23 protein-coding genes are annotated in these 20,313 nt (G+C 70.4%); 8 read left to right on the forward strand and 15 right to left on the reverse strand.

Going from position 1 to position 20,313, the window contains the following annotated elements; all coding sequences use genetic code 11:
- The first annotated feature begins 344 nt into the window (after positions 1 to 344).
- From AB0H93_RS40700 to purM, 3 genes are all read left to right on the forward strand, one after another.
- A complete protein-coding gene (locus AB0H93_RS40700; protein ID WP_358581433.1) occupies positions 345 to 734 on the forward strand; it encodes a sterol carrier family protein in 390 nt (129 codons plus the stop codon).
- Positions 735 to 934: 200 nt separating this feature from the next.
- Positions 935 to 2,452 (forward strand): amidophosphoribosyltransferase, encoded by a 1,518-nt coding sequence (gene purF, locus AB0H93_RS40705; protein WP_358581530.1) that lies wholly within the window; start codon positions 935 to 937, stop codon positions 2,450 to 2,452.
- A gap of 107 nt (positions 2,453 to 2,559) precedes the next feature.
- Positions 2,560 to 3,672, forward strand: a complete 1,113-nt coding sequence (gene purM / locus AB0H93_RS40710; RefSeq protein ID WP_358581435.1) for a phosphoribosylformylglycinamidine cyclo-ligase — start codon at positions 2,560 to 2,562, stop codon at positions 3,670 to 3,672.
- Between the two features lie 643 nt (positions 3,673 to 4,315).
- Here the strand turns inward: purM and AB0H93_RS40715 are convergent.
- Complete coding sequence (locus AB0H93_RS40715; RefSeq protein WP_093264158.1) at positions 4,316 to 4,504, reverse strand: DUF3073 domain-containing protein; 189 nt, start codon at positions 4,502 to 4,504, stop codon at positions 4,316 to 4,318.
- A gap of 246 nt (positions 4,505 to 4,750) precedes the next feature.
- On the opposite strand from AB0H93_RS40715, the gene AB0H93_RS40720 reads away from it, so the two are divergent.
- Positions 4,751 to 5,629 (forward strand): hypothetical protein, encoded by an 879-nt coding sequence (locus AB0H93_RS40720; RefSeq protein WP_358581438.1) that lies wholly within the window; start codon positions 4,751 to 4,753, stop codon positions 5,627 to 5,629.
- Between the two features lie 97 nt (positions 5,630 to 5,726).
- Here the strand turns inward: AB0H93_RS40720 and AB0H93_RS40725 are convergent, their stop codons facing one another.
- The 4 genes from AB0H93_RS40725 to AB0H93_RS40740 all read right to left on the reverse strand — a co-directional run bounded on the left by AB0H93_RS40725 (position 5,727) and on the right by AB0H93_RS40740 (position 8,923).
- Positions 5,727 to 6,536 carry a methyltransferase domain-containing protein gene (locus tag AB0H93_RS40725; protein ID WP_358581440.1) on the reverse strand — a complete coding sequence of 270 codons (810 nt, stop codon included), beginning with the start codon at positions 6,534 to 6,536 and terminating at the stop codon, positions 5,727 to 5,729.
- A 163-nt stretch (positions 6,537 to 6,699) separates the two neighbouring features.
- Positions 6,700 to 7,260 (reverse strand): aerial mycelium formation protein, encoded by a 561-nt coding sequence (locus tag AB0H93_RS40730; protein ID WP_358581443.1) that lies wholly within the window; start codon positions 7,258 to 7,260, stop codon positions 6,700 to 6,702.
- Between the two features lie 128 nt (positions 7,261 to 7,388).
- Positions 7,389 to 8,531: a folate-binding protein gene (locus AB0H93_RS40735; RefSeq protein WP_358581446.1), complete on the reverse strand. Its 1,143-nt coding sequence runs from the start codon at positions 8,529 to 8,531 to the stop codon at positions 7,389 to 7,391.
- Positions 8,528 to 8,923, reverse strand: a complete 396-nt coding sequence (locus AB0H93_RS40740; RefSeq protein ID WP_235883381.1) for a Fur family transcriptional regulator — start codon at positions 8,921 to 8,923, stop codon at positions 8,528 to 8,530. The genes AB0H93_RS40735 and AB0H93_RS40740 overlap by 4 nt, the downstream gene beginning before the upstream one ends.
- A 198-nt stretch (positions 8,924 to 9,121) precedes the next feature.
- On the opposite strand from AB0H93_RS40740, the gene AB0H93_RS40745 reads away from it, so the two are divergent.
- A complete protein-coding gene (locus AB0H93_RS40745) occupies positions 9,122 to 9,970 on the forward strand; it encodes an aminodeoxychorismate lyase (RefSeq protein WP_358581448.1) in 849 nt (282 codons plus the stop codon).
- 177 nt (positions 9,971 to 10,147) lie between these two features.
- On the opposite strand, the gene AB0H93_RS40750 is transcribed toward AB0H93_RS40745, so the two are convergent.
- A complete protein-coding gene (locus AB0H93_RS40750; protein ID WP_358581450.1) occupies positions 10,148 to 10,660 on the reverse strand; it encodes a DinB family protein in 513 nt (170 codons plus the stop codon).
- A 79-nt stretch (positions 10,661 to 10,739) separates the two neighbouring features.
- Positions 10,740 to 11,381: an FABP family protein gene (locus AB0H93_RS40755; RefSeq protein ID WP_358581453.1), complete on the reverse strand. Its 642-nt coding sequence runs from the start codon at positions 11,379 to 11,381 to the stop codon at positions 10,740 to 10,742.
- A 247-nt stretch (positions 11,382 to 11,628) separates the two neighbouring features.
- Between AB0H93_RS40755 and AB0H93_RS40760 the strand changes: the two genes are divergently transcribed.
- Entirely contained in the window at positions 11,629 to 12,375 is a 747-nt protein-coding gene (locus tag AB0H93_RS40760) for a class I SAM-dependent methyltransferase (RefSeq protein WP_358581455.1), read from the forward strand.
- Positions 12,376 to 12,439: 64 nt separating this feature from the next.
- Here AB0H93_RS40760 and AB0H93_RS40765 read toward each other — a convergent pair whose 3' ends face one another.
- From AB0H93_RS40765 to AB0H93_RS40795, 7 genes are all read right to left on the reverse strand, one after another.
- Positions 12,440 to 12,739, reverse strand: a complete 300-nt coding sequence (locus tag AB0H93_RS40765) for a DUF1416 domain-containing protein (RefSeq protein ID WP_358317301.1) — start codon at positions 12,737 to 12,739, stop codon at positions 12,440 to 12,442.
- Between the two features lie 119 nt (positions 12,740 to 12,858).
- Positions 12,859 to 13,707 carry a sulfurtransferase gene (locus AB0H93_RS40770; RefSeq protein WP_358581457.1) on the reverse strand — a complete coding sequence of 283 codons (849 nt, stop codon included), beginning with the start codon at positions 13,705 to 13,707 and terminating at the stop codon, positions 12,859 to 12,861.
- 30 nt (positions 13,708 to 13,737) lie between these two features.
- Entirely contained in the window at positions 13,738 to 14,187 is a 450-nt protein-coding gene (locus AB0H93_RS40775) for a DUF4395 domain-containing protein (protein WP_358581459.1), read from the reverse strand.
- 109 nt (positions 14,188 to 14,296) lie between these two features.
- A complete protein-coding gene (locus AB0H93_RS40780; RefSeq protein ID WP_350945149.1) occupies positions 14,297 to 14,371 on the reverse strand; it encodes a putative leader peptide in 75 nt (24 codons plus the stop codon).
- A gap of 163 nt (positions 14,372 to 14,534) precedes the next feature.
- The gene (locus AB0H93_RS40785) at positions 14,535 to 14,978 is read right to left on the reverse strand and encodes a thioredoxin family protein (RefSeq protein ID WP_358581461.1); all 444 of its coding nucleotides are present in this window, start codon (positions 14,976 to 14,978) and stop codon (positions 14,535 to 14,537) included.
- Positions 14,975 to 15,778 carry an LmeA family phospholipid-binding protein gene (locus AB0H93_RS40790; RefSeq protein ID WP_358581464.1) on the reverse strand — a complete coding sequence of 268 codons (804 nt, stop codon included), beginning with the start codon at positions 15,776 to 15,778 and terminating at the stop codon, positions 14,975 to 14,977. The genes AB0H93_RS40785 and AB0H93_RS40790 overlap by 4 nt, the downstream gene beginning before the upstream one ends.
- 48 nt (positions 15,779 to 15,826) lie before the next feature.
- Complete coding sequence (locus tag AB0H93_RS40795; RefSeq protein WP_358581466.1) at positions 15,827 to 16,585, reverse strand: alpha/beta fold hydrolase; 759 nt, start codon at positions 16,583 to 16,585, stop codon at positions 15,827 to 15,829.
- 187 nt (positions 16,586 to 16,772) lie between these two features.
- Between AB0H93_RS40795 and AB0H93_RS40800 the strand changes: the two genes are divergently transcribed.
- The gene (locus AB0H93_RS40800) at positions 16,773 to 17,516 is read left to right on the forward strand and encodes a response regulator transcription factor (RefSeq protein WP_358581468.1); all 744 of its coding nucleotides are present in this window, start codon (positions 16,773 to 16,775) and stop codon (positions 17,514 to 17,516) included.
- A 300-nt stretch (positions 17,517 to 17,816) separates the two neighbouring features.
- On the opposite strand, the gene AB0H93_RS40805 is transcribed toward AB0H93_RS40800, so the two are convergent.
- Positions 17,817 to 19,046 (reverse strand): APC family permease, encoded by a 1,230-nt coding sequence (locus AB0H93_RS40805; protein WP_358581471.1) that lies wholly within the window; start codon positions 19,044 to 19,046, stop codon positions 17,817 to 17,819.
- Between the two features lie 118 nt (positions 19,047 to 19,164).
- Between AB0H93_RS40805 and mshD the strand changes: the two genes are divergently transcribed.
- Entirely contained in the window at positions 19,165 to 20,112 is a 948-nt protein-coding gene (gene mshD / locus AB0H93_RS40810) for a mycothiol synthase (protein WP_358581533.1), read from the forward strand.
- The last annotated feature ends 201 nt before the right edge of the window (positions 20,113 to 20,313 follow it).

Below are 20,313 nucleotides of genomic sequence, written 5' to 3' on the forward strand. Positions count from 1 at the left end.
CGGCAAAATCGGCGACATCGTCCAAGCCGCACTCGTCCTCACCCACCACGAACACGGCTACACATAACCCCCACTGAGATCACCTCAATGGAAATCGGACCTTCGATTTCCATTGAAATTGCGTGTCTCCGGTCTCGAGGAGGCCCGTGCCCGGTGCCGGGAGTCCGAGGCCCGTGCCCGGTGCCCGGTGCCCGGAGTCCGAGGCCCGGAGTCAGGGGCCCGGAGTCAGGGGCCCGGAGTCAGGTGTCGGAAGTCCGGGGCCCGGGGTCGGAGTGCCCGGGGCCCGGAGTTGGGGTGTCTGGAGTCGGGGGTTTGGGTGTCGGGTGTGTTCGTAGGCTTTGGGCATGCCCAGTCGCCGTGCCGTTGATCCCGGGGAAATGCGCGATGCCGTGCTGGCCGTTCGGTCTTGGCTCGACGGCGAGGCGGCGCAGCCGGCGCGCGCCGAGCTCGCCGCCGCCGTGCGGTTGAGCCTGCGGACGTTGGAGCAGGTCGCGCCCGGCAACAGCGTCGAGGTCCGGGTGCCGCCGTTCGCGGCCGTGCAGTGCGTCACCGGCCCGCGGCACACCCGTGGCACGCCGCCCAACGTCGTCGAGACCGACCCGCGCACCTGGCTGCTGCTGGCGACCGGGCGGCTCGACTGGGCCGCCGCCCTGGAGCGCGGGGCGCTCACCGCCTCCGGCTCCCGCTCGGACGTTTCGCCGTGGCTCCCGCTGGTCCGGATCGACGAGCCGTGACCGAACCTGCACGTCGCGTCGACGGCCGGTCCGAGGATGAGATGGCGGACACGCATCGGGGCGGAGTTGGGCCGGTTGCCACCTGTTTACACTGAGGTGTAACTCCGGCTTCGTCCTTCAGGGAGTTCTCGGTGGTCACCGACCGGCCCGAACCGGCAAACGCAAGTACCCCAACGGATCTCTCCAGCCTCGAGCGCGACATCCCCCGCGAGGAATGCGGCGTCTTCGGCGTCTGGGCACCCGGCGAAGAAGTCGCCAAGCTCAGCTTCTACGGGATCTTCGCCCTCCAGCACCGCGGGCAGGAGGCCGCCGGCATCGCCGTCGGCGATGGCTCGCAGGTGCTCGTCTACAAGGATCTCGGCCTGGTCAGCCAGGTCTTCACCGAACAGACCCTGGCGTCGCTGCGCGGCCACGTCGCCGTCGGGCACGCCCGGTACTCGACGACCGGCGGCGGCAGCTGGGAGAACGCCCAGCCGACCTTCCGCACCACGGCCACCGGCAACGGCCTGGCCCTGGGTCACAACGGGAACCTGGTCAACACCGCCGAGCTGCTGGAACGGGTCGTCGCCGAGGGCGTCGACACCACGGCCAACACGTCCTCGCCGGCCAACGGCTGCGAGCGGGCCACCAGCGACTCCGACCTGGTGACCGGCCTGCTGGCCGCGCTCGCCGTGGACAAGGGTCTCGAACAGGCCGCGATGGAGCTGTTCCCGACGGTCCGCGGCGCGTTCTCGATGGTGTTCTGCGACGAGCAGACGCTCTACGCGGTGCGCGACCCGCAGGGCGTTCGCCCGCTGGTGCTCGGCAGGCTGGAACGCGGCTGGGTGGTGGCCAGCGAGACGGCCGCGCTGGACATCGTCGGCGCGTCGTTCGTCCGCGAGGTCGAGCCCGGCGAACTGCTCGCCATCGACGGGGACGGGCTGCGCTCCCAGCACTTCGCCAGCCCGAAGCCGAAGGGCTGCATCTTCGAGTACGTCTACCTGGCCCGCCCCGACACCACGATCTCCGGCCGCTCGGTGCACGGCACCCGCGTCGAGATCGGCCGCCGGCTGGCCAAGGAGCACCCGGTCGACGCCGACCTCGTGATCCCGGTGCCCGAGTCCGGCACGCCCGCCGCGATCGGCTACGCGCAGGCCTCCGGCATCCCCTACGGCAACGGCCTGGTGAAGAACTCCTACGTCGGCCGGACCTTCATCCAGCCGTCGCAGACGATCCGCCAGCTCGGCATCCGGCTCAAGCTGAACCCGCTGCGCGAGGTGATCCGCGGCAAGCGGCTGGTCGTGGTGGACGACTCGATCGTCCGCGGCAACACCCAGCGCGCCCTGGTCCGGATGCTCCGCGAGGCCGGCGCGATCGAGGTGCACGTCCGGATCGCTTCGCCGCCGGTGAAGTGGCCGTGCTTCTACGGCATCGACTTCGCCTCCCGCGCCGAACTGGTCGCCAACGGCCTGGACATGGACGGGGTGCGCCGCTCCATCGGCGCGGACAGCCTCGGCCACGTCTCGCTGGACGGGCTCGTCGCCGCCACCGAACAGCCCCGCACCCGGCTGTGCGCGGCCTGCTTCGACGGTGACTACCCGATCCCGCTGCCGGAGGACGCCCGGATCGGCAAGTACCTGCTGGAGGGCCTCAACCAGGCCGAACGCGGTGTCGCAGGGCCGGCCGAACCGGTGCTGCCGAGCAGCTACGGCGCGGCCGACGCGCTGCAGCGGCCCTGAGAATCGCACCGTTCCCGCACCCGGGTTCGCCATCGGCGCGTAGCGTTGTCCGTGCTACACATGCGCGTCCGGCGAACCGAAACTCGCACCAAGATGTGGAGCCAGTCGTGTCCGAAGACCTGCTCGCAGGGTCTGCCCAGACCGGTAGTCCGAAAGCCACCTACGCCGCCGCGGGCGTGAGCATCGAGGCCGGTGACGAGGCGGTCGAGAAGATGCGCCCGTGGGCGAAGCGCGCGACCCGGCCGGAGGTGATCGGCTCGCTCGGCGGCTTCGCCGGGCTGTTCCAGCTCAAGCTCGACCGCTGGAAGGAGCCGGTGCTGGCCTCCTCCACGGACGGCGTGGGCACCAAGCTGGCCGTCGCGCAGGCCATGGACGTGCACGACACGGTCGGCATCGACCTGGTCGCGATGGTGGTGGACGACCTGGTGGTGTGCGGCGCCGAGCCGCTGTTCCTGCAGGACTACATCGCGGTCGGCAAGGTCGTGCCGGACCGCATCGCCGACCTGGTCAAGGGCATCTCGGAGGGCTGCGTGCAGGCCGGCTGCGCGCTGCTGGGCGGGGAGACCGCCGAGCACCCCGGCATGATGGCGCCCGGCGAGTACGACATCTCGGCCACCGGCGTCGGCGTGGTCGAGGCGGACGCGATGCTCGGCCCGGACAAGGTCCGCCCGGGCGACGTGGTGATCGCGATGGGTTCGTCGGGCCTGCACTCCAACGGCTTCTCGCTGGCCCGGCACGTGCTGCTGGACATCGCCCGGATGCCGCTGGAGGGCCACGTCGAGGAGTTCGGCCGGACCCTCGGCGAGGAGCTGCTCGAACCGACCCGGATCTACGCCAAGGACTGCATGGCGCTGGCGGCGGAGGCGGGCGTGCGGACGTTCGCGCACGTCACCGGCGGCGGGCTGGCGCAGAACCTGGCGCGGGTGATCCCGTCGGGGCTGACCGCGGTGCTGGACCGGGGCAGCTGGACGCCGGACCCGGTGTTCCGGCTGATCGCCCAGCGCGGCCGGGTCGAGGCCGACGAGATGGAACGCACCTTCAACATGGGTATCGGCATGGTCGCGGTGGTGACGGCCGAAGACGTGGACCGCGCCCTCGCGGTGCTCACGGCCCGCCACGTGCCGGCCTGGGTCCTCGGCGAGATCGTCAAGCAGCCCACCGTCGAAGGCACCACGGAAGAAGACCGAGTGATCCTCCGCGGCAACCACCCGCGCTTCTGAGAAAGCCTGTTTCCAGGCTCGTTCTGCGTGGCGGTGCGGGTAGCGGAACCTCAGGCGCCTTCTCGCTGTGGGATCCCCGACTCATGAATGCCAATTCACCACGTCGGGGCTGTCCTCGCGAGAAGACGCCTGAGAACCCGCGGCGGTGCGAGTTCGTAGGTGGGCTAAGCGGCTGCGCCGCTTCAAAGATCTAGCTGACGCCGGGCGCGGTTCGGGTTCTGTCCCGGGCCGCGCCCGAAACATGTGATCGCGGCCGGGAATCCTGATGGGGTTTCGGTCGTTGAACCGATTGCCGGCGTGCGCGTGTGCCCCCGGGCTCCAACTACCGCCTGCTGGGAATACCGTTCGGCTGGAGCCCAGCAGCGCCACTCGCCGAGAGGCGGCCCGCGCGCGCCGGCTTCGTCTTGCCCGCCGGACTTCCGCGCGCGTTCGCCTTCTCGCTCAGGCCTTTTCGGACGGCAGCACACAGACGTGAGTGGCGTCGCCGGTGAACCCGGCAACGCCACTCGCGGTGCTCCTCCTATGTGGGACTTGCGAACTCGTCAACCCCACCCGCTCCTTGACATCGGGTCAGACGAACGACTCCGACGTACCTCGCCATCGAGCGAACAGCGTTCAACCGCTGTCCCCGTGGAGAAGTGCTTCAACGTCGGTCGTAGTCGTAGTCGTCGTACCCATCGTCGCGCGAGTCATCGCGGTCCTCACGGGACCACTCGCCGGACTCCGAGACGGACAGCTCGCGCTGCAACGCCTCTATGTCCATGGACGGGGAACTGTACTTCAGCTCGCGGGCCACCTTCGTCTGCTTGGCCTTAGCCCGGCCGCGCCCCATGGCTCGACCCCCTCGCACAGGGTTGCGGGGCGGACAGGGGAATGTCGGCCCCGCATGATCTCGACAACTTTTCCTGTAACTACCGTACCGTGTCGAGGCGGTTCAACGCGACGTGGTGCCATGACTGAGTGCCCGTGTCTTGGGTGACGTCCAACTCTCCCCCTCCGAGGGCCCTTCCCATCCCTGTTTTCGCTGCCCGGAGAGCCAGCCGCAGGCGGTCCCGGAGCGCATGACACGATGCTCGCTGTGCCAGAGCCGTTCGTCGCCTACCTGAGGGTGTACGAGCCCCTGTCGGCCTTCGACCCGCCGCTGCGCGAGGAGCTCGAGGCGGCCGTCGCGCAGGGGCCGGTCGACCCGTTCGACGCCGGAGTGCGGGAGCAGGACGTCTGGCTGCGCAGCCAGCTCGCCTCGCCGCCCCGGCTGCTGCCCGGCGAGACCGCCGACGGCGCGGTCGCGGGCGTCGGCGACGTGCTGGTGCTCGATCCGGCGGACGTGCCGAGCGCGCCGTCGGCCACGGTGGGGCCGGGCCCGCTGGTCTGCCCGCTGGACCTGCGCGGGCGGTCCGCCGCGGCGCTGGTCGGCTTCCTGGGCGATGCGGAGGTCCCGCTGCGGACCGCGGCGCTGCAGGTGCCCGCGGAGAAGGCCAAGGTGCGCGCCACCGCGGTGGTCAGCGAGCTCGCGGGCGGCGGGGTGCACGTGCTGTCGTCCACCTGGACCGTCCCGCTGCCGTGGTTCGTGCTGATCGATCCGACGGAGCGCTGCGTGTTCACCGAGCCGGGCCGGCGCCGGGTGTGCTGGCGGGCGGCGATGGCCGACGCGCGGCGCAGGGTCGCCCGGGCGCACTCGATCGGCCGGAAGTCCATCGGCGAGGAAGGGCCGACGCGGATCCTGCGGGAGACCGGCCGCTGGCTGGAGCGCTTCCACCCGCACTCGGCGGTGGAGCTGGACTACGGCGGCCTGGTGCAGCTGATGACGTCCAGCGATCTGGACGCGGACACGTCGGCGGAGGACGTGCACGCGATCGTCGACGCGATGGAAGCCGACGACGCCGAAGACGTCGCGACCCACTACGAATCCCTGCGGGACTTCTGGGCGGAATTCGCCGCTCGCGAACGCCACAACTGACGACGAACGCACCACGCGCCTCCCTCGCGGCGGCGCTAGCGGGTCCGTGAGTGTTTTGGGGCGTACAGCAGCACCCCAGAACACTCACAGCCGGACGTCAGGGGCGGCAGGTGATCTCGCCGTTCAGGACGGCGAACCAGCCGTCTTCGGCGGCGATCCAGGTGTGCCAGGCCGCCGCCAGCTCCTCCAGTTCCTCGCGCGTCGTCAGGCCGTGTGCGAGGGCCTGTTCGGCGAAGGACGACCGGCGGATGCGGTCCGCCCACAGGTTGCCCCACCAGGAGCGGTCTTCGGGCGCCGCGAAGCACCACGCCGACGCCGTGCACGTGATGTCCTCGAAGCCCGCCTCCAGCGCCCAGGCCTTGAGGTACCGGCCGCCGTCCGGGAAGGCCTGGTTGCTCTGCGCCACCTGCCGGTACAGCTCCAGCCAGCGGTCCAGGCCCGGGTTGTCCGGCGACCAGCGCATGCCGCCGTAGTCCGCGTCGCGGGCCGCCACGACGCCGCCCGGCTTGCACACGCGCCGCATTTCCCGAAGCGCGGCAGGCGGATCGGTCAGGTGCTGCAGCACCTGGTGGGCGTGCACGACGTCGAAGGAGTCGTCGGCGTAGGGCAGGCGGTAGACGTCGGCGTTGGCGAAGGCGATGTTGTCCAGGCCGCGTTCGGCGGCTCCGACTCGGGCGATCTCCAGCGGCTCGTCGACGTTGTCGATGCCCAGCACCTCGCCGGGGCCGACCAGGGCGGCGAAGTCCAGCGTGATGGTGCCCGGTCCGCAGCCGATGTCGAGCACGCGGGTGCCCGGCCGCAGGTGCGGGATCAGGTAGGAGGCGGAGTTCTCGGCGGTCCGCCAGCGGTGCGACCGCAGCACGCTCTCGTGGTGTCCGTGGGTGTAGGTGTCCGGCTGCGCACTCATGACATCCATCTCAAAATATGGGAGATCAGTACCAATATGTGAGCGTACTCCGGGGAAAGCCCAGTTGGGAAGAAAAAAGCTCGTGAGCATTCGATCCGGTTCTTGCCGGATCGAACGCTCACGAGCTGCGTTCCTGGTGTCTACTTAGGACGCCGTTCGGCGGTCAGGGCCGGTCGCGTTCCTCCGCGAGCCGGTCGTCCACGGATGCCGCGCCCTCGCGGTAGCGGCGGGCGATCTCCGCGTTCAACCGGTCCACCACGCCCTGCACCTCCCGGCGGCGCTGGGACACCGAGTCCTCCTCCGCGGTGTAGGCGCCGAGGGCCTGGTCGAGCTTGGCCTCCGACAACGACATCACGTCCGAGAGGTCGACATCGGAGATCAGCGCCTCGACGTGCCTGCGGTGCGCCTCGGCCCGCGACGGCTCGGTCGTCTGGTAGCGGCCGGAACCGGCCGCCGGCCCGACGGCGTTGTCCGACAGGATGTTCACCAGCTGCTCGACGACCGAGGCGGATCCGCCCTCGCGGCGCCGCCGCTGCTCGGCGCGCACGATGTCGATCCGCGCGTGCAGAACCCGGCGCAGGTAGGAGAGATCCGTTTCCTCCTGCGCTGCTTCGTCCCGCAACGCGCGCACCTCGCCGAGCGTGCGCTGTTCGATATCGCTGGTGTAGTCCGGGGCCAGGACCCTGTCGATTCGGCGCCGTCCACCCGGGCGGACTTCGATCACGTGGCCATCCTCCGGCAATTCTGTGCAGTTCGCCAACAGTTCGGGTGATGTTGTTGCAACAACGGTGCTCCCCCCGCCGCGTTGGATCACGCGCGGGGTGGCGCCTCCAGACATACCCGCTTCGTCAACTACCGGCCGCGCAGCCCCTGGGCCGCGATCCGCCCCGGCGGCTCGCCGGTGTCCGGCGGCACCGAGTCCGGATCCACCGCGGCCGCCACCGCGCGATCCTGTTCCGGATCGCCGGCGACCAGTTCGCCGTCCACCGGCGCCGACCGCTTGAGCAGCGCCAGCGCCACCGGACCGAGCTCGTGGTGCTGCACCACGCTGCCCACCCGGCCGACCTTGCGCTCGCCGAGCCACACCGGATCACCGGTCTCCGGCAGGATCTCCGCCGAACCGTCCAGGTGCAGCAGGACCATCCGCCGCGGCGGCTTTCCGACGTTGTGCACCTTGGCGACGGTTTCCTGACCGCGGTAGCAGCCCTTGGCCACGTGCGCCGCCACGTGCACCCAGCCGAGCTCGTGCGGGATCGCGCGCTCGTCGGTGTCCAGCCCGACCCGCGGCCGCAGCGCCTCCACCCGCAGGGCCTCGAAGGCGAGCGTGCCGGAGGGCCGGATGCCGGCGTCGGTCAGCTTCGTCCACCACTCCACCAGCGATGCGCGCGGCACCACGAGGTCGATGGTGGGCAGCGCGCGGAACGGCACGTACCGGCTGAAACCGCCGCCGGGCAGGGATTTCACCTCGTACGGCTTCGACGGCACCGGCGCGAACTGGGCGAGGATGCCGCCCGCGTCCGGGCCGACGGCGGTCAGCACCGCGAACTCCTCGGTGGCGTCCCGAGGCTCCACTTTGGACCAGAAGCGCATGGCGTCGAGGTACTCCAGCAGCGACTGCCTGCCGTCCACGCCCATCGTCGGTAACGCGCTGGTGGCCTGGGCCCCCGCATCGGCGTCCAGGTAGACGACCCCGTCGTGGTGCGCGACGAGCACGTGGCAGTCGACGCGGCCCTGGCTGTCCAGCACCAGCGCCTCGGTGCCCTGCCCGTCCGGCAGCTCCGTCAGGTGCTGCGAGAGCACCAGGTGCAGCCAGCTCAGCCGCTCTTCGCCGGGCACCGCGATGACCTGCCGGTGCGAGCGGTCCACCAGCACCGCGGAGCGGGTCGCCGACCGCTGCTCGGCGAACGGGTCGCCGAAGTGCCAGGGCACACCGGCGTCCACCGCATCCTCCGGCGCGGGCACCGCACCCGGCAGGTCCAACAGGGGTGAGCTCATCGGCGCTCCTCGGCGGCGTCGGCGTTGCGGCAGTTCCGGCAGGTGCCGGACAGGGCCAGGTGGGTGGCGTCCAGGGCGAACCCGAACCGCGCGAGCAGATCGCGGCACAGGTCGTCCAGCAGCTCCGTCGAGACCTCGTCGATGGTCCCGCAGCGGTGGCACGCCAGGTGGACGTGCTCGTGCTCCTCGACGGAGTAGGTCGGCGCGCCGTGCCCCAGGTGCGTGTGCCGCACCAGGCCCAGCTCCTCGAGCAGGTCCAGGGCGCGGTAGATCGTCGTGATGTTGACCGTCGATGCGGTGCCCTGCACGCGCCGGCAGACCTGCTCCGGCGTCGCGTGCCCGAGCTCGCGCACCGCGTCCAGCACCAGCTGGCGCTGCGGTGTCATCCGCATGCCGCGTTGGTGCAAGGTGCTGCGCAGCGATCCCTGGTCGCTCAATGCCCGCTCCTGTGCTCGGCGCGCTTGAAGTTCCTTCGATCGTAACTCCGTGCCGGAATGCTCGGATCGGCTCGTTGAGCGGGGTGGGTGGTGTTGCCGGCCGCGTGCGCGGGGCGGCCGTTGTCTCCGGCGCGGAGGTTCTAGGCTTCCGGCATGCGCGTACTGGCACTTTTGGACGGGACCCTCGTTGATCCGGAGGCACCGCTGTTCCGCGCCGACGACCTCGGCGTGATGCGCGGCGACGGCATCTTCGAGACGATCCTGGTCGCCGACCGGAAGCCGAGGGAACTCGGGCCACACCTCGACCGGCTGGAGCGCTCCGCCGGCCTGATGCAGATTCGGCTGCCCGAGCGCGCCGCGTGGGAGCGCGTCGTGCAGACGGTCATCGACAACTGGCCGTGGGACACCGACCCGCAGATGGCGCTGAAGCTCGTGTGCACCCGCGGCGTCGACGGCGGCGACGGCACCCCCAACGGCTTCGCGATGGGCATGCAGATCGGCCCCGACACGCTGCGCAAGCGCGCCGAAGGCGTCGCGGCGGTGACGCTGGAGCGGGGCTACGCGCCGGACCTGATGGACCGCGCGCCCTGGCTGCTGCTGTCCGCGAAGACCCTGTCGTACGCGGTGAACATGGCCGCGATGCGGGAGGCCGAGTCGCGCGGCGCGGACGAGGTGATCTTCACCGCCACCGACGGTTCGGTGCTGGAGGGGCCGACCTCGACGGTCGTGCTCGCGCAGGGCCGCACGCTGCTGACCACGCCGCCCAGCTCGGGCATCCTCAAGGGCACCACCCAGGGCGCGCTGTTCCGCGCCGCGGAGCAGGCGGGCTGGAAGACCGAGGTGGCGAAGTTCCCGGCCTCGGCGCTGTTCGAAAGCGACGGCGTGTGGCTGGCGTCGAGCGTCCGGCTGGTGACCCAGGTGCACACCATCGACGGCACCGCGGTCAAGACCGATGCCGACCTGCACGCCGAGATCAACCGCCTCTACGAGTCCAACTACTGATCACCGGCACCGGTGACCGACCGGCCGCAATTTCAATGGAAATCAGACCTTCGATTTCAATGGAAATTGCGGCCGGACGGCGTGTCGGTCCGCGACACGCCGAAGGTTGTGGATGACTCCCGCAAGTTCCATTGAAATTGGACCTTCGATTTCAATGGAACTTGCGGTCCCACGAGGTCAGCCCATGGTCTTCTGGCCGTCGATGGTCTCGCGGATGATGTCGGCGTGGCCCGCGTGCTGGGCGGTCTCCGCCGCGATGTGCAGGAGCGCCCGGCGCACCGTCCAGCGCTGGCCCTTCTCCTCCTGCCAGGGGGCGTCCGGCAGGAGGTGGGAGAGGTCCAGGTCCGGCAGGGTCGCGACGATCTCGTCGGTCCGCTCCGCCACCTCCGCGTACTCCGCCAGCAGCGATTCCAGAGTTTCCTCGTCGGTCGGGTGGAAGGTCGCCGCCTGCTCGGCGAACGCCGCCTCGTCGTAGGCGTCGAACTTGCGGCCGTTGCGGATGAAGTCGGACCAGCCCCGCTCGACCTCGGTCACGTGCTTGATCAGCCCGCCGAGGCACAATTCGCTCTTGGTCGGCCGCAGGCGGGCCTGTTCGTCGGTGAGGTTCTGCACCGTGTGCCGCAGGAAGCCGCGGTGCGCCCGCAGGAGTTCCAGGATGTCGGCGCGCTCGCCGGTGAGGGTGCTGGTCATGCTCTGCCTGCCTCGGGTTCGTCGGTCAGCTGACCAGAACGTAGCCCGGAGGTCTGACAGGAACGGCCGAGCGGGAGCGTCAGCCGACGACGCGGTCGAGCTTCGCAGACAGGCGCGGCTGCAGCTCGTGCTCCGAGGTGGCCCGCTCCTCGACGTAGGCCAGCGAGCCTTCGACGACGCCGTAGAGCCGGGTGGCCGCCGTGACGTCTTCGCTGGTCGGAGTGCGCAGGACCGCGTCGGTGCCGAAGTGCCAGGTGGTCTGGCCCTGCGGCTTGCCGAAGAACATCTCGGCGACGCCGGTCTCGTGCAGGATCATCAGCTCGATGGTGTCGTCCGCCTGGGGGCGCAAGAAACCCACCTCGCGGAACGCGGGCGCGACGACCTTGCCGCCCTCGCCGTCGAGCCGCCACGCGCGGCTCTCGTAGGTCAGGAACGGGCGGCCGTCGTGCGCGATGGTCACCTGCTGGACGAACCAGTACGACTCGTCGAGCGACGGGTGCGACGCCTCGCCCTCGCCGCGCCACACGCCGACCAGCGGCAGCAGTGCGAGGCAGGCGTCGTTCAGCGACGGGCCCATCCGCAGGTTGGCGGTGTCGCCGACGCCGGGCAGGTCGTCGTACTCCGGGACGTTGCGGTCCCGGGTCAGCTTGGCGCGCTCCTCGGCCGCGGCGACCGCGGCGTCGCCGCTGCCGCGCTGTGGTTCGTTCGGCGTAGCAGTCATCGCGTCGAGATTACCGGGAGCCCCTGATCAGTCGCTGTGCAGGCGGTACACCACGTAGCAGGCGAACCAGATGGTGGCCAGCGCGGCGAGCCCGACGAGGGTGACGAGACCGTAGTGCAGGAAGTCGATAAGTTCCACGCGCAAAGGATAACCACCGCGGCGCCCGTCCGGAGTGTGGTGTCGGGCATGATCTGCGGGCGGATACCGCGCCGAACTGCGCTGGGCCGACAGCAGGGACGGGGATCACATGGACTTCGAGACGTTGCGCGAGCGGGCGCTTGCCTTCCGCGAGGATCTGCTGGCGCGCAAGGACAAGATCGCGCCGGCCGACTTCGGCTGGTACCCGTACGACACGATGGCGAACATCTTCCACCTGGACGCGCTGCTGACCGGCGAGCAGCGCTCAGTGTTCGACCGGATCGCGGGCACCCGGATCGCGGACATCGGCGCGGCCGACGGCGACTTCGGCTTCTTCCTGGAGGCCGAGCTGGGCTGCCAGGTGGACGTGATCGACAACGCGCCGACGAACTTCAACGGGCTGCGCGGCGCGCGCCGGCTCGTCGAGGAGCTGGACTCCGGCGTGCAGGTGCACGAGATCGACCTGGACGCGCAGTTCCGGCTGCCCGCCGAGCACTACGGCGCGGTGTTCTTCCTCGGCCTGCTCTACCACCTGAAGAACCCGTACTTCGTGCTGGAGGAGCTGGCCAAGCGCGCCGATCTGTGCTTCGTGTCGACCCGGGTCGCGCAGGTCGCGCCGGACGGCACCCGGGTCCAGCAGCTGCCGGTGGCGTACCTGCTGGACCCGGCCGAGGCCAACAACGACGCGACGAACTTCTGGATCTTCAGCGAGACGGGCCTGCGCCGGCTGTTCGACCGCACCGGCTGGGAGGTCGTGGACTTCACGACGGTCGGCTGCCAGGAGGACTCCGACCCGCGTTCCCAGGACCGCGACGAACGGGCCTTCGCCCTGCTCCGGTCCAAGTCCGCCCGCTGACCACAGTGGACGAAGGGCGCCCCGCACCGAACCGGTGCGGGGCGCCCTTCGCGTTGGGAAGAACTCAGGCGACGGCGATGTCCACCGCGTGCACGCCCGGTCCGCTGGTGGTGACCGCGGCCTGGCCCTTGCCCTCGCGGTGGAGGGCCCGGACCGTCCAGTCGCCCGGGGCGGCGTAGAAGGTGAAGTCACCCTCCGGTGAGGAGACGACCTCCGCAGTGAACTCGCCCGAGGAGTCCAGCAGGCGGACGAAAGCCCCGCCGACCGGCGCGCTACCGGCCAGCACCTTGCCCGTCACGATGACCTGGTCGGTGTCCTCGGCGACCGCCGTGCCCGACTGTTGCGGCGCTCCGCATCCGCTCATGCTCAACTCTCCTCGATCTCGTCCGCGTCCTGGTGGTCGCTTCGCCCGTGTCTACTTTTTGTTGCTATAGAAGCGAAAAGTAGACACGGGTCGGAGCGTGCGACGCGGTGCGAACAGTTTCAGTTCTTGGCCGCTTCGGCGGGGTTTTCGATCGGGACGCCGACGAGCGAGCCGTACTCGGTCCACGAGCCGTCGTAGTTCTTGACGTTGGCGTTGCCCAGCAGCTCGCGGAGCACGAACCAGGTGTGCGAGGAGCGCTCGCCGATCCGGCAGTAGGCGATGGTGTCCTTCGACGTGTCGAGCCCGGCGTCCTGGTAGATCTCGGTCAGCTCGTCGTCGGACTTGAAGGTGCCGTCCTCGTTCGCGGCCTTGCTCCACGGCACGTTGATCGCCGACGGGATGTGCCCGGCGCGCTGCGCCGACTCCTGCGGCAGGTGCGCCGGGGCCAGCAGCTTGCCCGCGAACTCGTCGGGCGAGCGGACGTCGACCAGGTTCTTGTTGCCGATGGCGTCCACGACCTCGTCGCGGAACGCGCGGATCGAGGTGTCCGGCTCCTGCGCCTTGTAGGTGGTCGCGGCCTTGTTCGGCTCGTCCTTGGTCAGCTCGCGGCCGTCGAGCTCCCACTTCTTGCGGCCGCCGTCGAGCAGCTTGACGTCACCGTGCCCGTACAGCTTGAAGTACCAGTACGCGTACGCGGCGAACCAGTTGTTGTTGCCGCCGTACAGGATCACCGTGTCGTCGTTGCTGATTCCCTTGGCGGACAGCAGCTTCTCGAAGCCCTCGCGGTTGACGAAGTCGCGGCGGACGTGGTCCTGGAGCTCGTTCTTCCAGTCCAGCTTGATGGCGCCCGGGATGTGCCCGCCGTCGTAGGCGGTGGTGTCCTCGTCCACCTCGGCGAACACCACGCCGGCGGTGTTCAGGTTCTGTTCGGCCCACTCGGTGGAAACCAGGACCTCTGCGCGGCTCATCGAGCGACTCCTTCGTTGATCTTCGGTGGTTCAGCGGGTGTCTGATGTGGACGCCCCGACGGGCGCGACGCGCCGGAGCAAGAGGTACATCTGGCAGCCGAGGCAGTAGCCGAACACCGCGTTGAGCAGCGCCGCCACCAGGGCGAACGCGTTCGCGACGAGGCCCAGCGTCGTCCACTCGGCGGCGTAGCCGATGGTGGCCACCAGCGCGAAGGCGAAACCGACCCCCTGGGAGAACCGGACCGGTGCCGGTTCTTCGCGTTCGGCCGGATCGACGGGCGCGAGGCGCGGTTGCACTGCCTGCCGGAACACGTAACCCCACGGGTTGAGCCGCATTCCGAGGAACGCGCACATCCCGAACAGCACCATCTGTGCGGCGAGCACCCGCCAACTCGCGGTGACCAGCCCGAGCGCGAGGATCACGCTGGTCATCGCGGCGGTGAAGCGGACGCCACGCGGGTCGAGCGTTGCGGCGGACATGGGGCCTCCTGACTCAGTGGACTTCGACTGCCGAGTCCGTCAGGCGGTTTCGGAGAGCACACCCCAGCCACGCGCGGCCGTGCGATGTGCAAGACGTACTACCGCCCGGTCAGTGCCCGCAACACAGGCTGCTACCCACGCGGCAAAGGTCCACCGCGCGCCTCCGGGTCAGCAGTACATGCACGGACCGGAGGTTACCGGCTAGACCGATCGGCGGGAAGGTCGTTCACAGGGTGAGACGGCGAGCGGTGGGCCTTGCCGGGCGGCGGGGAACGTGATCGCGCTGCCAATCGGCGGTGTGATCACGGGTGCTCAAGGGCGTGGGAAATCGCCCGGATGGACCAGCGTCACGCGAGGTGGGGTTGCAGGGCGGTGGCGAGTTCGTCCCGGCGCGGGACGCCTCCGACGCGGAACAGCTCCCGGCCCGCGTCGTCGAGCACGAGCGTCGTCGGGGTGCGGTGCACCCCGAGCGGCGTCGACCACTCCGGGTGATCCGTGAGGTCGACCTCCACGTGGCGCACGCCCTCCGTGCGCCCGACGAAGTCGGACAGCAGGATGCGGGTGTGCCGGCAGGGCGCGCAGAACGTGGTGGACAGCTGCAGCAGCGTCACCTTGGCGTCGGTGTCCGGGGCGTCGGCGAGCTGCTGCCGCAGGCCCTCGGGAAGCTTGTCGAACATGCTCTCCTCGCCGCCGGTCGCCTTGCGCACCTTGCCTTCCCCGGCCCGCCACACCAGGCCGAACACCGCGGCGACGGCGACGGCGATCAGCAGCGCCCAGGTGCCCGCGTTCACCCCGTGGTCACCCCGCCGGCGTTGATGGTGACGTTCTCGGCGATGCCCTCGATGACCAGCGCGCCCCGCTCGACGCGCACCGCGGTCGGCTTGATCTCGAACGGCAGCATCCCCGGGTCGAGGGTGGTGCTGAACTGCTTGAGCACCGACTGCTCGAACAGCTTCGGCAGCTCGATGCGGCCCAGCGCGCTGTTGTTCAGGTCCAGCTTCCGCGGCTCGATCTTCATCTTGTCGTCGACCAGGGACAAGACCGCGATGACCCGCACCTTGTTGTCGGAGCCCGCGATGTTCACGGTGCCGTCCAGCTGGACCACGGCCTTGGTGTCGTCGGTGCCCGCCGCGAGCTGCTCGTCGGCGCTGCTGATGTTGCCGTCGTCGTCGGCCAGCGCGTCCTTGGGGGCCGGCTCGATCGTCAGGTCCTGGATGCCGATCAGCCGCGCGATGTCGGAGGCCTTCAGCTTCACCCGGCCGACGAGCTGGTCGACGGTGATGTGGTCGGCGGTGCCGGAGATCACGTCGGCGGTGGACACCCGCGCGCCGTGCAGGTCGGCCTCGATGCCGACCTCGTTGAGCTGACCGACCTGCACCGCGTTGGCGGCCAGCTGCACGTCGCGGTAGTTCCCGGCGATGACCTGGGTGAGGAACGGGAACCCGTTGATCCGCACGTCCGGGTTCTCGCGGAGCTGCATCTGCTCGGCGAGCCGCTTCGACACCTGGTACTCGGCGATCGCGGCTGCGCCGAAGTCGGCGCCCACCAGGAGGCCGACGATGATCACGAGGGCGATGGCGAGCTTCTTCACCGAGCGGTCCGTTTCTCGTCGGGGCAGCGGGCCGGTGGCCTTCGGGATCTAGCGGCCACCACGATCGGGTGGCCCCACTGTATCGGCCGCCCAGCCGGCGATGCGGTCCACCAATTCGGCGCTGGTCGAGCTCTCGGCGTGTCGCATGCCCGGGACCAGCCAGAACTCGCCGCCGCCCGCCTCGCTGAGCGCCACCGCGTCGGCCACCGGGAAGTAGTGGTCCTGGTCACCGTGCACGACCAGCAGCGGCACCGGGATGCGCGGCGCCAGCTCGATCGGCGAGATCGGCACGTCCGGCCAGGGCGGGGCGAGGCGGACGCCGAGCAGCCGGGCGCTCCAGCGGCCGTGCGGCTGCTCGAGCAGCCAGTGCACCCTGCGCATCGCGGGCGTCTCGCGGACCCACCAGCGCGCCGGGCTGCTCACCGAGATCACCGCGTCCGGCGGCGTGGACAGCGCCGCGTGCCGCAGCACCACCGAGCCGCCCAGCGAGAACCCGACGGTGACCACCTTGCGGCAGCCGAGCTCGCGGAGGCGCTCGACGGCGGCGGCGATGTCCAGCGCTTCGGCGGGCCCGACGGTGGTGCGGCCGCCGGAGCGGCCGTGCCCGCGGAAGTCGACCGCGAGCACCGGGGCGTGGCTCGCCAGCCGTTCCAGCACCCGCCGCACGGCGGGCTTGCGCACGTGGTTGGTGAAGCCGTGGCCGACCACGAAACCGAGGTCCGCGGGCAGGCCCGGACCGGGGTAGAGCAGCCCGCGCAGCGGCGTGCCGTCGGCGGCGGTGAGAGTGACGTGGCGCACCCGACACATGCCCGTAACAAATGGTCGCCCACCGTTCACAAATGTGATGCCGCCGGTTGGACCTGGGTTTTTCCGCCGCATTTCGGTTATTCTCCTTGCCATCCACAGGCAACGACGCCGGGCCGTCCCCCGATTGCGGATGGCCGCTCTCCCACCGGTCGTCGGTGTTTCTCGCCTTGGGACGGAGGCCCCTCTGATGAGCTCCGAACTACTCCTGCTTACCAGTGAATCCGAGTGCGAAGCGGTGCTGCCCGCGCTGGCGCTGCTGCCGCACCGGGTCCGCACCCTGCCCGCCGATCCAGGCGCCATCCTCTCCGGCGGCGCGCACGACGTGATCATCGTCGACGCCCGCAACGACCTGGTCGGCGCGCGCGACCTGTGCCGCCTGCTGGCGGCCGGGGACGTGCCGGTGGTCGCCCTGGTGAACGAGGGCGGGCTGGTCACGATCAGCGCCGAGTGGGGCGTGGACGACATCCTGCTGCCGACCACCGGCCCGGCGGAGATCGACGCCCGCCTGCGGCTGCTGGTGTCGCGGCGCACCAGCGCGGGCTCCGGCGGCGACGGTTCGCTGAGCGTCGGCGACCTGGTGATCGAGGAGGCGACCTACACGGCGCGGCTGAAGGGGCGGGCGCTGGAGCTCACCTACAAGGAGTTCGAGCTGCTCAAGTACCTCGCCCAGCACGCGGGCCGGGTGTTCACCCGGGCCCAGCTGCTGCAGGAGGTGTGGGGCTACGACTTCTTCGGCGGCACCCGCACGGTCGACGTGCACGTGCGGCGACTGCGCGCGAAGCTCGGCCCGGAGCACGACTCGATGATCGGCACGGTCCGCAACGTGGGCTACAAGTTCGTCCGCCCGAGTCGCGGCGGCTCCGCGCGGGCGGCCGAGCAGGCGCACCCGGAGCTCGAAGCGATCGAGCGCGAGACGGTCGACGCGTACTGATCCACCCGCGAAGGCGCCTCCGGTCGATCCGGCCGGAGGCGCCTTCGCGCATTCCGGGCGATCCCCGGTCGAATTGTTGATCTTCGTCCGGTGCCGGGTTCCCGATTCCGCCTGAAATCGGGGCGTCCGATTTCGGGCGGAATCGGAAGTAACTGGACTTCTCTTCCGCATCATGGAATCATTCGGTGGTGATTCACCGCTGCAGGGCGCAATTTCGCGAGAAATTGACGTTCCCCGAGTGATGGTCGATTTCTCGCGAAATTCCGCCCGCCCGGAGACGGCCACGCGGGGTGATCGAGGTCAGGCGCGGGCGCGGTGGCGCCAGGCCCAGACGGCGGCGCCGAGCGCGAAGCAGGCGAGCCCGCTGAGCACCGATGCCCACGGCAGCGCGAACGCCAGAACCACGCAGCCGACGAGGCCGAGCACCGGGAGCGCGCGCGGGAACCAGCGCTGGTCGCTGGGCAAGGTGAACGCCGAAGCGTTGGCGATCGCGTAGTACACCAGCACGCCGAACGACGAAAAGCCGATCGCACCCCGCAAGTCCGTGACGAACACCAGCACGACGACAGCCGCGACGATCGCCAGCTCCGCGCGGTGCGGACTCGCGAAGCGCGGGTGCACCGCGGCCAGCGGAGCGGGCAGATCGCGCTCCCGGGCCATCGCCAACGTCGTCCGGCCCACCCCGGCGAGCAGCGCGAGCAACGAGCCGAGCGCGGCAATCCCGGCGCCGACCACCGCAACCGGCGCCAGCTGCGACAAGCCGCCGGCGCGCACCGCGTCGGCCAGCGGAGCCGACGACGCCGCGAGGCCAGCCGGGCCGAGCGCCACCAGCAGCGAAACCGCCACCACGAAGTACAGGCACACCACGATCCCGAGCGCGACCGGGATCGCGCGCGGGATCGTCCGCCGCGGATCGCGGACCTCCTCGCCGAGCGTCGCGATGCGGGCGTAGCCCGCGAACGCGAAGAACAGCAGCCCGGCGGACTGCAGGACGCCCAGCGGCGCAGGCGGCGGGGACGCCGAGGCGGCAGCCGAGGCACCCCCGAGCCAGATCGCGAGCAGCGTGCACGCGAGCGCCGCGAGCGTGACCGCGAGCAGGATGCGAGCGAGCTTGGCGGTGCGGGTGACGCCGACGTAGTTCACCGCGCCCAGAGCCGCGGCGAACGCCGCGGCGACGGGCTTGGCGGCGGCGGGGGCGAGGTACTCGGCGGCCGTCAGGGCCATCGCCGCGCACGAGGCCGTCTTGCCGAGCACGAAGCCCCAGCCCGCGAGGTAGCCCCAGAACGGGCCGAGCCGTTCGCGGCCGTAGACGTAGGTGCCGCCCGCCGCCGGGTAGCGGGCCGCGAGGACCGCCGAGCTGCTCGCGTTGCAGAACGCGATGATCGCCGCGATGACCAGGCCGATGATCAGGGCCGATCCGGCCGCTGCCGCCGCCGGGGCGAAGGCGCTGAACAGGCCCGCTCCGATCATGGCCGTCAGCCCGATCGTCACCGCGTCCGCGGTGTTCAGGCGTCGGCGGAGCTCGGTCACGTGATGTTCCTGCGGGGTTTCGGCACCTGCACCGCCCGGTGAGAGGAGTTCGCGGACAAGTCTTAGCGTTCTGCTCGCGTCAACCGCAAGGTTCGTGGGTAACGTCGGTGGCGTGCAGCTGACTTGGCGAAACGGACTGGACAGCAGTGAAGCGGCCGAGGTCATGGCCCTGCTCGAGAAGGCCGAGCAGGCCGACGGGGTGGCCCCGGTCGGCGAACACGTGATCTTGCGCCTGAAGGCGCATCGCGACGTCATCCACCAGATCGAGCCGGTGCAGGCCGACGTGCGCTCCGAGCACTTCGTGGTGCGCGACGCCGGGAGCGTCCTCATCGGGTACGCGCACCTGGACACCGAGCACGAGAAGACCGCCGGTCAGCTCGTCGCCGAGCTGGCCGTGCACCCCGACCACCGCCGCAAGGGCGTCGGCGCCCGCCTCGTCGAGGCGCTGCTGGACCGCGCCGAGCTCTCCCCGGAACCCGCGCCCGACCTGGGCCGCCTGCGGATCTGGTCGCACGGCGAGCACCCCGGCGCGGTGCGGCTGGCCGAGCGCTTCGGGCTCAGCCGGCCCCGCGAGCTGTGGCGGATGGGCCGGGACCTCGCCACCCCGGAGCTGCCCGAGCCGGAGCTCGCGGAAGGCGTGCGGATCCGCACCTTCCGGCCCGGCCGGGACGAACCCTCCGTGGTCGAGGTCAACCATCGGGCGTTCTCCTGGCACCCCGAACAGGGCGGCATGACCGAGCAGGACCTGCGCGCCAAGGAGCGTGAGGAGTGGTTCGACCCCGCCGGGTTCTTCCTCGCCGTGGACGGCAAGGACCGGCTGCTGGGCTTCCACTGGACCAAGGTCCACCCCGACGGCATGGGCGAGGTCTACGTCGTCGGCGTCGATCCGGCCGCGCAGGGCGGCGGGTTGGGTCGGTCACTCACGGTGGCCGGATTGCGTCACCTCCGCGACACTGGATCCCGTCAGGTGATGCTCTACGTCGAAGGTGACAACGCGCCCGCAATCAAGGTCTACCAGCGGTTGGGATTCGAGAAATGGGACACGGACGTGCAATTTGGGCGCTGATCGATCTTTGCCCTGAGTCACCGGGTCACCTGAGAACCGGGCAGCCAATCCCCCGTTCGAATGTGGGCCTGCTTACTTAGCGTGCCTTGTTCACCTCCCGTTCACTTCGATGGCGAAGGCCGTCCACCCCGACTCCCTAGCGTCCCTGGCGAGCGGCAACACGGGCCTGCGCCTGCTCGGCCGCGCAACCGCAGGGTTTCC

Origin of the sequence: Saccharopolyspora sp. NPDC050642 (assembly GCF_040654735.1) — a bacterium.
GTDB lineage: Bacteria > Actinomycetota > Actinomycetes > Mycobacteriales > Pseudonocardiaceae > Saccharopolyspora > Saccharopolyspora elongata.

What these genes read in the sequence shown, in the direction of transcription:
- AB0H93_RS40700 (WP_358581433.1), top strand. Translation starts at nt 345, where the DNA reads ATGCCCAGTCGCCGTGCCGTTGATCCCGGGGAAATGCGCGATGCCGTG.
- AB0H93_RS40715 (WP_093264158.1), bottom strand. Translation starts at nt 4,504, where the DNA reads ATGGGGCGCGGCCGGGCTAAGGCCAAGCAGACGAAGGTGGCCCGCGAG.
- AB0H93_RS40725 (WP_358581440.1), bottom strand. Translation starts at nt 6,536, where the DNA reads ATGAGTGCGCAGCCGGACACCTACACCCACGGACACCACGAGAGCGTG.
- AB0H93_RS40735 (WP_358581446.1), bottom strand. Translation starts at nt 8,531, where the DNA reads ATGAGCTCACCCCTGTTGGACCTGCCGGGTGCGGTGCCCGCGCCGGAG.
- AB0H93_RS40740 (WP_235883381.1), bottom strand. Translation starts at nt 8,923, where the DNA reads ATGCGGATGACACCGCAGCGCCAGCTGGTGCTGGACGCGGTGCGCGAG.
- AB0H93_RS40745 (WP_358581448.1), top strand. Translation starts at nt 9,122, where the DNA reads ATGCGCGTACTGGCACTTTTGGACGGGACCCTCGTTGATCCGGAGGCA.
- AB0H93_RS40750 (WP_358581450.1), bottom strand. Translation starts at nt 10,660, where the DNA reads ATGACCAGCACCCTCACCGGCGAGCGCGCCGACATCCTGGAACTCCTG.
- AB0H93_RS40755 (WP_358581453.1), bottom strand. Translation starts at nt 11,381, where the DNA reads ATGACTGCTACGCCGAACGAACCACAGCGCGGCAGCGGCGACGCCGCG.
- AB0H93_RS40760 (WP_358581455.1), top strand. Translation starts at nt 11,629, where the DNA reads ATGGACTTCGAGACGTTGCGCGAGCGGGCGCTTGCCTTCCGCGAGGAT.
- AB0H93_RS40765 (WP_358317301.1), bottom strand. Translation starts at nt 12,739, where the DNA reads ATGAGCGGATGCGGAGCGCCGCAACAGTCGGGCACGGCGGTCGCCGAG.
- AB0H93_RS40770 (WP_358581457.1), bottom strand. Translation starts at nt 13,707, where the DNA reads ATGAGCCGCGCAGAGGTCCTGGTTTCCACCGAGTGGGCCGAACAGAAC.
- AB0H93_RS40775 (WP_358581459.1), bottom strand. Translation starts at nt 14,187, where the DNA reads ATGTCCGCCGCAACGCTCGACCCGCGTGGCGTCCGCTTCACCGCCGCG.
- AB0H93_RS40795 (WP_358581466.1), bottom strand. Translation starts at nt 16,585, where the DNA reads ATGTGTCGGGTGCGCCACGTCACTCTCACCGCCGCCGACGGCACGCCG.
- AB0H93_RS40800 (WP_358581468.1), top strand. Translation starts at nt 16,773, where the DNA reads ATGAGCTCCGAACTACTCCTGCTTACCAGTGAATCCGAGTGCGAAGCG.